Below are 8,717 nucleotides of genomic sequence, written 5' to 3' on the forward strand. Positions count from 1 at the left end.
AAAGGGAGGTCGCGATGACCACTCAATCCGTTCGTCCGCCGGCGGACGCCGAGGAGATTCCGCGCTGGCGGCGCTCGCTGCGGCCGTATCTGCTGTCGATGCCCGCGGTCCTGATCGTCGTCGGAATTCTGTATCCGTTCGTGATCGGCGCCTACTACTCGGTGCTGAACTACGCGGCGGTGAACCCGAATCCGGTCTTCATCGGGCTGCGCAACTACGCCAGCGTGCTGGGCGATATGCAGTTCTGGACCAGCGTGCGGGTCACGGGCGTCTTCGCGATCGTCGCCACGCTCGTGGAGACCGTGATCGGCGTGGGAATCGCGTTGCTGCTCAACAGGTCCAGCCTCATCGGGCGGATCTTCGAGAAGGTGCTGATCCTGCCGCTGATGATCGCGCCGGTGATCGCCGGGGTGATCTGGAAACTGATGTTCAACCCCCAGTTCGGCATCCTCAACCACATTTTCGGGCTCGGCTCCACCTTCGACTGGCTCTCGCACAGCAATGCGCTGTGGTCGGTGATCCTGGTGGACCTGTGGATCTTCACGCCGTTCGTGGCGATCCTGGTGCTGGCGGGCATCCGGTCGCTGCCGAAGGAACCGTTCGAGGCCTCGGCGGTGGACGGCGCGAGCTGGTTCTACATGTTCCGCAAGCTCATGCTGCCCATGCTGTGGCCCTACATCCTGGTGGCGGTCATCTTCCGGTTCATGGACAACCTCAAGGTGTTCGACGCGGTGTACGTGCTCACCGCCGGCGGTCCGGGCGTGGCCACGCGCACGCTCCAGATCGGCGCGTTCGAGGACTCCATCATCAATCTCGACTACTCCCGCGGCAGCACCTACATGTTCCTGCTGTGGGCGATCGTGTTCATCACCGCACGCATCCTGGTGGGCGTGCTCGGCAAGGCGCAGCGTCGCGCCGCTGGAGCGGAGTCGTAGCTCATGGCCAAAGAACTTCTTCCCGGACAACGGCGGTTCACCCCCGCCTCGGTGGGCGCGGACCTCGTGCTGATCGCCTGGTTCGTCTTCTCGCTGTTCCCGATCGTGTGGATGGTGCTGCTGGCCTTGAAGACTCCGGCGCAGCAGACCACCACCTACTTCCGGTTCAGCCCGACGCTGGAGAACTTCGGCACCGTGCTCAGCCGGCGCGGCACCGACCTCACCAGCGTCGACTTCAAGGCGGCGTTGTTGACCAGCCTGCTGAATTGCGGTGGGGCCGTGCTGGTCTCGCTGATCATCGGCATCCCGGCGGCGTACGCGGCGGGCCGGTGGCAGTACAAGGGGTCCAACGACCTGATGTTCACCATGCTGTCGTTCCGGTTCGCGCCGGAGCTGATGGTGATCGTGCCGCTGTTCGTGATCTACAACCAGATCGGGTTGTTCGACACCAAGGTCGGCATGATCTGGGTGCTGCAACTGGTGACGATGCCGCTGGTGGTGTGGATCCTGCGGTCCTACTTCCAGGATCTGCCCGAGGATCTGGAGCAGGCCGCGCTGCTCGACGGCTACACCCGCCGCCGCGCCTTCGTGATGGTGGCGCTGCCGATGGTCCGGCCCGGTATCGCGGCGGCGGCGCTGCTGGCGTTCATCTTCGCCTGGAACAACTACGTCTTCCCGCTGATCCTGGCCGACAGCAATGCCAGCACGGTCACGGTCGCGATCACCAAATTCCTCGGCGGCGGCGGGCAGGCGTACTACAACCTGACCGCGGCGGCGGCCGTGATCGCCGCGCTCCCGCCGTTGATCGTCGCGCTGACGATCCAGCGGTATCTGGTGCGCGGCCTGTCGTTCGGGGCGGTGAAATCCTGATGGCGCATCTGGCACTCAGCGGATTGAGCAAGAAGTACGGCAAAGCCGTCGGTATCGAGGATGTGTCGATCGATATCGCGGACGGCGAGTTCTTCGTGGTCCTCGGGCCGTCCGGGGCGGGCAAGACCACCACGCTGAAATCCATTGCGGGACTGGTCGATATCGACGGCGGCTCGGTGCGCATCGGCGAGACCGATATGACGGACGTGGAGCCCTATCACCGCAATGTGGCGATGGCGTTCGAGAGTTATGCGCTGTACCCGCAGAAGACGGTGGCGCAGAACCTGGCGTCGCCGCTGCGGTCGGGCCGCACCGGGAAGTATTCGGAGGCCGAGCAGCGGGAGCGGATCGACGCGGTCACCCGCACCCTCGGCATCGATCACCTCCAGCAGCGATTCCCGCGCGAGCTGTCCAACGGGCAGCGGCAGCGGGTGGCGCTCGGCAGGGTGCTGGTCCGGCCCGCCGACGTCTACCTGCTGGACGAGCCGCTGTCGCACCTGGACGCCAAGCTCCGCGCCGCCATGCGGGCCGAACTGCGCGAACTCGGGCGCATGTCGAATACGACCACGGTCTACGTCACGCACGACTATCAGGAGGCCCTGGCCCTGGGCGACCGGATCGGCATCCTGCGCGACGGCCGGCTGATCCAGGTCGGCACGCCGGAGGAGATCTGGCGGCGGCCGGTCGACACGTTCGTCGCCCGCGCGCTCGGGCAGCCGGAGATGAATATCGTCGAGGCGACCGTGGCGGACGGGCGGATCACGGTGCCGGGCACGGGAATCGACCTCCCGGTGCCCGCCGGGATCGAACTGTCCGGCGGCAGGGCGCGACTGGGCCTGCGGCCCTGCGATATCACCGTGGCCGCGGCGGGCGGCGCTCGCACGGACGCTCTCGCGGTGCCCGGGCGGATCACCCTGGCCGAGCGGCTCGGCCGCAATGTCGAGGTATCGGTCGATATCGGCGGCGTATCCGTGATCGCGCTGTCGGCGGGCGGCCGGCACATCGGCGAGGGCGCCGAGGTGGCATTGACGGTCCCGCTGGCCGACGTGCACATATTCGCGTCCGGAGAACCTGGTGCCGACAGCCTCCGGCTCGGCACGGCCACGACAGCGGTGAGCGGTCCGAATCCCGAGGAGGGACAATGACATCCGAGGCGACGGTGACTGTTCCCGCGGTGGATACGAGCGGGCGTTCGGTGGCGCAGCGTCTGACGCTCGAACGGCTCACCAAGACGTACTCCGCGCGGGGCCGGGAGAGCTTCCAGGCGGTCAAGGGCATCGAACTCGATATCGAACCCGGCGAGCTGGTCGCCCTGCTCGGGCCCTCGGGCTGCGGTAAGACGACCACGCTGCGCATGATCGCCGGGCTGGAGACGGTGACCAGCGGCGCCATCCGCATCGGCGACCGGGACATCACCGGACTCCCGCCCGGAAAGCGCGGTGTCGGTGTGGGTTTCGAGAGTTACGCGCTCTATCCGCCGCTGTCGGTGCGGGAGAACCTCGCCTACGGACTGAAGGCGCGCAAGGTCGCGGGCGCCGACCGGCTGGTCGCCGAGATCGCGCGGCGGCTGGAGCTGGAGGATCTGCTGGAGTTGCGGCCCGCGGGGCTGTCCAGCGGGCAGAAGCAGCGCGTCGCGCTGGCTCGCGCGCTGGTCCGCAACCCGCCGGTGCTGCTGCTGGACGAGCCGCTGTCGCATCTGGACGCGTCGGCGCGGCAGCGGGTGCGGCGCGAATTGAAGGTGCTGCAAAGGGAATTCGGCTACACCACCATCGTCGTCACGCACGACCAGGTGGAGGCGCTGAGCCTGGCGGATCGGCTGGCCGTCATGGACGGCGGGGTGATCCAGCAGTTCGGCACCCCCGACGAGGTGTTCGACGATCCGGCGAACCTGTTCGTCGCCGGATTCGTCGGCGAGCCGCAGATCAATGTCGTCGACGGCGTGGTCGAGAGCGACGGGTCCGGGACCGTGGTCCGGATCGGTGGCGCCGCACTGCCGGTCGCGGCGACGGAGGTGTCCGGCGGTCGGCGGGTGAAGGTGGGTATCCGCCCGCAGGACGCCCGCCTGTCGGCCGCGGCGGCCGGTGCGAGCGAATTGCCCGGCACCGTGCGGTATTTCGAACATCTCATGGAGTTCGGCCATGCCTCGGTCGAGCTACCCGAGGTCGACGGGCCCGTGCTGGTGGAGACCCCGGCGCAGGAGCGCTACGACCGGTCGCAGCCGGTCGCGCTGTCGGCCCCGCCCGAGCGGGTGTATCTGTTCGATCCGGATTCCGGAAAACGTTTGCGCTAGAGGATATCTCATGACGTGGCTGTACAACGACCCCGCGGCGTTCACCGAGGATATGCTGACCGGGTTCCTCGACGCCAACGCCGGATACGTCGCGGGTGTGCCCGGTGGCGTGGTGCGGGCGGCACCCACCCGGCCCGGCAAGGTGGCCGTCGTGGTCGGCGGGGGATCGGGGCACTATCCCGCGTTCTGCGGGGTGGTCGGGCCCGGATTCGCCGATGGGGCCGTGGTGGGCAATATCTTCACCTCGCCGTCGGCGGCCGACGCGGCCTCGGTCGCGCGCGCCGCGGACGGCGGGGCCGGCGTCCTGCTCACCACCGGCAACTACGCGGGCGATGTGATGAACTTCGGGCTGGCCGTGGAACAGCTTGCCGCCGAGGGCATTCCGGCGCGGTACTTCGCGGTCACCGACGATATCGCCAGCGCGCCCGCCGGGGAGGAGGCCGCGCGGCGCGGGATCGCCGGGGACTTCACGGTGTTCAAATGCGCGAGCGCGGCGGCCGAGGAGGGCTACGACCTCGACGGCGTCACGCGGGTGGCCGCGCTGGCCAACGACAACACCCGCACCCTCGGCGTCGCCTTCGACGGCTGCACCCTGCCCGGGGCCGCGGGCCCGCTGTTCACCGTCGAGAAGGGCACCATGGGCCTCGGTCTCGGCATCCACGGCGAGCCGGGCGTGGCCTCGCACGCCATGCCCACCGCGGGCGAACTGGCGGAGCTGCTCGTCTCCGGCGTGCTGCGGGAACGTCCCGAGGGAGCGGGCACGCGAATCGCCGTGATCCTCAACGGTCTCGGCCGCACCAAGTACGAGGAGCTGTTCGTGGTCTGGGGAACCGTGGCTCCGCTCCTGCGCGACGCGGGCTACACGGTGGTGCGCCCCGAGGTCGGCGAACTGGTCACCAGCCTCGATATGGCGGGCTGCTCACTGACGGTCATGTGGCTGGACGACGAGCTGGACCGCCTGTGGACCGCCCCCGCCGACACCCCCGCCTTCCGCCGCGGCGCGATCGCCCACCACTCTCCGGAGGTCCGTACCTCCGTCAGGACGGTGGATGCCGGAAGGTATCGAAAGGATGCGGTTGCCGAGGTCGCCGACGAGGCGGGGCGTGCGTGTGCGGCTGCCATAGCCCTGGCTATCCGTGCCGTTGCTACGAAAATTGTTGCGGCGGAGGAGGAGTTGGGCCGTATCGATGCGGTGGCGGGTGATGGTGACCACGGTCGTGGCATGGTCCGCGGCACGGCGGCGGCGAGCGCGGCGGCCGAGGACGCCGTGGGCCGAGGCTGTGGTCCCGGTGGGGTGCTGAAGGCGGCAGGGGAGGCGTGGGCCGCTCAGGCGGGTGGGACGTCCGGGGTGCTGTGGGGTGCGGCGCTGACGGCGCTGGGCGGGCGGCTCGGTGATACCGGCACGCCCGCGAACCCGGATATCGTTGCCGGACTGCGGGCTTCGTATGACGCCGTCACGCGCCTGGGCCGGGCGAAACCGGGGGACAAGACCCTCCTCGACGCGCTGCTGCCGTTCCTCGAGGCCGCCGAGCGGGGCGAAAGCTGGCGCGACGCGGCGGAAGTCGCCGAGACCGCCGCCCGCGACACCGCCGCCCTGCGTCCTCGGATCGGCCGTGCGCGCCCGCTCGCCGAACGCAGCGTCGGCAGTCCGGACGCGGGCGCGATCTCCCTGGCCCTGTGCGTGCGCACGGTGGTCGACGAATTCGAAACCGCCGCCGCGGAAGGAGCCCGCCGATGACCGAGGGACTGCGGATCGTGGTCGGCTGCGACGACGCCGGCCTCGACTACAAGAACACCATCAAGGCCGACCTCGAGGCCGACGAGCGGGTCGCCGAGGTCATGGACGTAGGTGTGGGCGACGACGAGCACACCGCCTACCCGCACGTCGCCGTGGCGGCCGCTCGGATGATCACCGAGGGCAGAGCCGACCGCGCGCTGCTGATCTGCGGCACCGGGCTCGGCGTCGCGATCAGCGCGAACAAGGTCCCGGGCATCCGCGCCGTCACCGCGCACGACAGCTTCTCCGTCGAGCGGTCGGTCCTCAGCAACGACGCCCAGGTGCTGTGTTTCGGCCAGCGCGTCGTCGGCCTGGAACTGGCCCGGCGCCTGGCCAAGGAATGGCTCGGCTACCACTTCGACCCCGAATCGGCGTCGGCGGCGAAGGTCGCGGCGATCGGACGGTACGAAAGCGACTGACGCGTAAGGTCGGCGGCATGACCCTGGCAGAGGAATTCCTGGTGCTCGCCTACCGCGAGGACACCGGCCGCCCGCGCCTCGGCGGCAACCAGCTCGACGCCGCGCTGGCCGGGTCGGCCATCGTCGAACTCACTCTCGAAGGCGCGCTGCGCATGACCGAGCCGGGCGAACCCGGACAGAAGAAGGACCGGCTGGTGTCCACGGGTATTCGGCCCGCCGATTCCCGGCTGGCCGCGCTCGTGGCGGTCGCCGACGGCCGCAAACCCAAGGACGCCGTCGGCAAGATCGCCGGATTCGCGGCCTGGCGCAACCACTCTCGCACCCTGCGCGACGCGCTGCTGCACGACCTCGCCGAGGCCGGTCGCGTCACCATGACCACGAGTAAGACCCTCGGCCTGTTCACGAGCACGAACTGGACCCCCGATCCGGCCGAACGGGCGCGCGTCGCACAGCGGGTGCGCGCGGCCGTCGTCGACGGAACCGATCCCGACGACCGCACCGCGGCCCTCGTCTCGATCCTGCACGCGGTGGACCTGCTGCCCAAACTCTTCCCCGACGCCGACAAGCGGGCGGTGAAGAACCGCGGCAAGGCGATCAACGAGAGCGAATGGGGCGGCCCGGCCGTGCGGAAGGCCGTCCAGGAGGTGCAGGCGGTCACCGTCGCCGTCATCGTCGCCACCACGACCGTCACCTCCACGGGCAGCTGACCACCGTGTGTCGCCGGCGACTCGGCCGGCTCAGCCCGCTGTGACCGCCTTCAGCTCGTCGATCGATTCCTGGATGTAGTAGCTCAGGTCGTGGGCGCCGGGGAGGGTGATCCAGCGCTCGTAGGCGATCTTGAAGACGGCGATGCCCGCCTCGGCGGCCAGGCTCGCGGCCGGTTCGCCGACGCCGCGCCGGCGCAGGGCGGCGACCGTCGCCTCGGTCAGCGTGGCCAGTTTGATCAGTTCGCGCTCCCGCAGGCCGGGATGCGAGTCGATGAGGGCCTGGCGCTGCCGGGAGAAGTCGGGGCGCTGCCCGACCACCGCCGCCACGGCGTGCAGGGCCGCGGCCACGGCGTCGATCGGCGAGACCGACTCGTCGGCCTCATCGATGACGCCGGCCATGGCGTCGCTCAGTACGTTCTGGCCGCCGAACAGGACCTCGCGCTTGTCGGCGAAGTGACGGAAGAACGTCCGCTCGGTCAGCCCGGCCCGTTCGGCGATCTCCGCGACGGTCGTCTGGTCGAACCCGCGCTCGGCGTAGAGCTCGAGCGCCGCCTGCGCCAACCGGTCGCGCCCGTTGGGTTCCCATCGACTCATGACCCGATCCTAGGCGATTCTCCTCCCTGATGACAGTTGCTGACATCGATGCTACCGATTGTGAAGACTCCCAACATCGCGCGGGATCGCCGGTCTCCGGCCCCAGAGTTTGCTGGGCGATTCGAAGGCGGACCGTGGCCCGCTTACCGTCGGCAGTGCACCTGATACCACCGTCGCGGCTCGCGTCCTGCGGGGAGGGGACACACCATGGACAAGGATCCGGGGGCGTTGATCCAGATCGGGCTCCAGCTGGCGGTGGTGATGCTCGAGGCCTCCGATGCCGCCGCCTCGGATTTGCTGGCCCAGCTCGAGCGAGCGGCCGCGGAGTGCGCCCGCAGCGCCGTGCCGATCGAGACGGTGCAGCGCGCGATCCGCGAGGGAATCTCCGGCATGATCGAACACTTCCCGCGCGATCCGGACCGCGCTGAGCTGACGGTGCACGACGCCGATGTGGTGCAGGTGCTGGACGTGCTCTCCTCCGCGGTCTCGCGCGGATATATGGACGAGGTTCGCCGGAATTCGTGACGGCCGGAGAATGACGGGCAACTAAGCAGCAGACTGCCGGCGGGGAAACGCGCGCATTCGCCGCGCAAATACCAAGCGCTTGTTAGAGTTTCGGCTTCAACCGTCGCGGTGAGGTCTGCGTCACCCGAACCTCCTCCTCGGGTGGCGAGGGTGAGCCGCTGCCGTTATGCTCGTGCCGAACTTCCGGATTTGCCTGTCTACCTGGGTATTTGATGTCGTCCGGCGGTTGACTGACAGTTCCCTCCTGGTTTGCCGGGGGCTTAGGGGTGTGGGGAGTTGGCGATTTCAGTGGCCTCGCCGAGTGTCGAGTCCGGCGAGCGTGCCGGCCGGGAAACTCGCTCTACCTATTCGGCTTTCGCGGTGTGCGCGGTCGTGACCGCATGCCTTGCCGTCGGTGCGGTCTTCAGCGCTCCCGCGGACTTCCGCATCCCCCTGGCGATCGGCGCGGGCGTGGCCGCGCTGTTTCTGTGCGTCGCCGTCACCGCCGCCGTGCACTACCGCACCCGGGCCGGCCGGTACCGGGCCGTGGCCGAGGTCGCCGAGGAGCAGATCGCGGCCGCGCGCGCCGAGGCGTCGGCCCGCGTGGCGAGCGCGGACGCC

General features: G+C 69.3%; 9 protein-coding genes and 1 pseudogene. 9 read left to right on the top strand and 1 reads right to left on the bottom strand.

The features are described 5' to 3' along the window. The first annotated feature begins 14 nt into the window (after nt 1-14). Genes ON41_RS32775 through ON41_RS32805 form a run of 7 tightly spaced genes read left to right on the top strand, consistent with a single transcriptional unit; the run spans nt 15 to nt 6,998 of the window. Entirely contained in the window at nt 15-935 is a 921-nt protein-coding gene (locus ON41_RS32775; RefSeq protein ID WP_040752115.1) for a carbohydrate ABC transporter permease, read from the top strand. A 3-nt stretch (nt 936-938) separates the two neighbouring features. Continuing rightward, entirely contained in the window at nt 939-1,805 is an 867-nt protein-coding gene (locus tag ON41_RS32780; RefSeq protein WP_040752117.1) for a carbohydrate ABC transporter permease, read from the top strand. Next, on the top strand, nt 1,805-2,950 hold the full coding sequence (locus ON41_RS32785) for an ABC transporter ATP-binding protein (protein WP_040752119.1): 1,146 nt from the start codon (nt 1,805-1,807) through the stop codon (nt 2,948-2,950). Before ON41_RS32780 ends, ON41_RS32785 begins: the two co-directional genes overlap by 1 nt. Continuing rightward, a complete protein-coding gene (locus ON41_RS32790) occupies nt 2,947-4,095 on the top strand; it encodes an ABC transporter ATP-binding protein (RefSeq protein WP_040752121.1) in 1,149 nt (382 codons plus the stop codon). Before ON41_RS32785 ends, ON41_RS32790 begins: the two co-directional genes overlap by 4 nt. 10 nt (nt 4,096-4,105) lie before the next feature. Further along, on the top strand, nt 4,106-5,833 hold the full coding sequence (locus ON41_RS32795) for a dihydroxyacetone kinase family protein (RefSeq protein ID WP_040752123.1): 1,728 nt from the start codon (nt 4,106-4,108) through the stop codon (nt 5,831-5,833). Then, on the top strand, nt 5,830-6,291 hold the full coding sequence (locus ON41_RS32800) for a ribose-5-phosphate isomerase (RefSeq protein ID WP_040752125.1): 462 nt from the start codon (nt 5,830-5,832) through the stop codon (nt 6,289-6,291). The genes ON41_RS32795 and ON41_RS32800 overlap by 4 nt, the downstream gene beginning before the upstream one ends. Nucleotides 6,292-6,308: 17 nt before the next feature. Then, nucleotides 6,309-6,998, top strand: coding sequence for a GOLPH3/VPS74 family protein (locus ON41_RS32805; protein ID WP_040752127.1), 690 nt, complete (start codon nt 6,309-6,311; stop codon nt 6,996-6,998). 30 nt (nt 6,999-7,028) lie between these two features. On the opposite strand, the gene ON41_RS32810 is transcribed toward ON41_RS32805, so the two are convergent. Beyond that, complete coding sequence (locus tag ON41_RS32810; RefSeq protein ID WP_040752130.1) at nt 7,029-7,592, bottom strand: TetR family transcriptional regulator; 564 nt, start codon at nt 7,590-7,592, stop codon at nt 7,029-7,031. Between the two features lie 207 nt (nt 7,593-7,799). On the opposite strand from ON41_RS32810, the gene ON41_RS32815 reads away from it, so the two are divergent. Beyond that, nucleotides 7,800-8,117, top strand: a complete 318-nt coding sequence (locus tag ON41_RS32815) for an RsbRD N-terminal domain-containing protein (RefSeq protein ID WP_040752132.1) — start codon at nt 7,800-7,802, stop codon at nt 8,115-8,117. A 372-nt stretch (nt 8,118-8,489) separates the two neighbouring features. Continuing rightward, a pseudogene (locus ON41_RS32820) lies at nt 8,490-8,717 on the top strand (hypothetical protein); the annotation flags it as partial.

Source organism: Nocardia transvalensis NBRC 15921, from assembly GCF_000308875.1.
In the GTDB taxonomy this organism is placed as follows: Bacteria; Actinomycetota; Actinomycetes; order Mycobacteriales; family Mycobacteriaceae; genus Nocardia; species Nocardia transvalensis.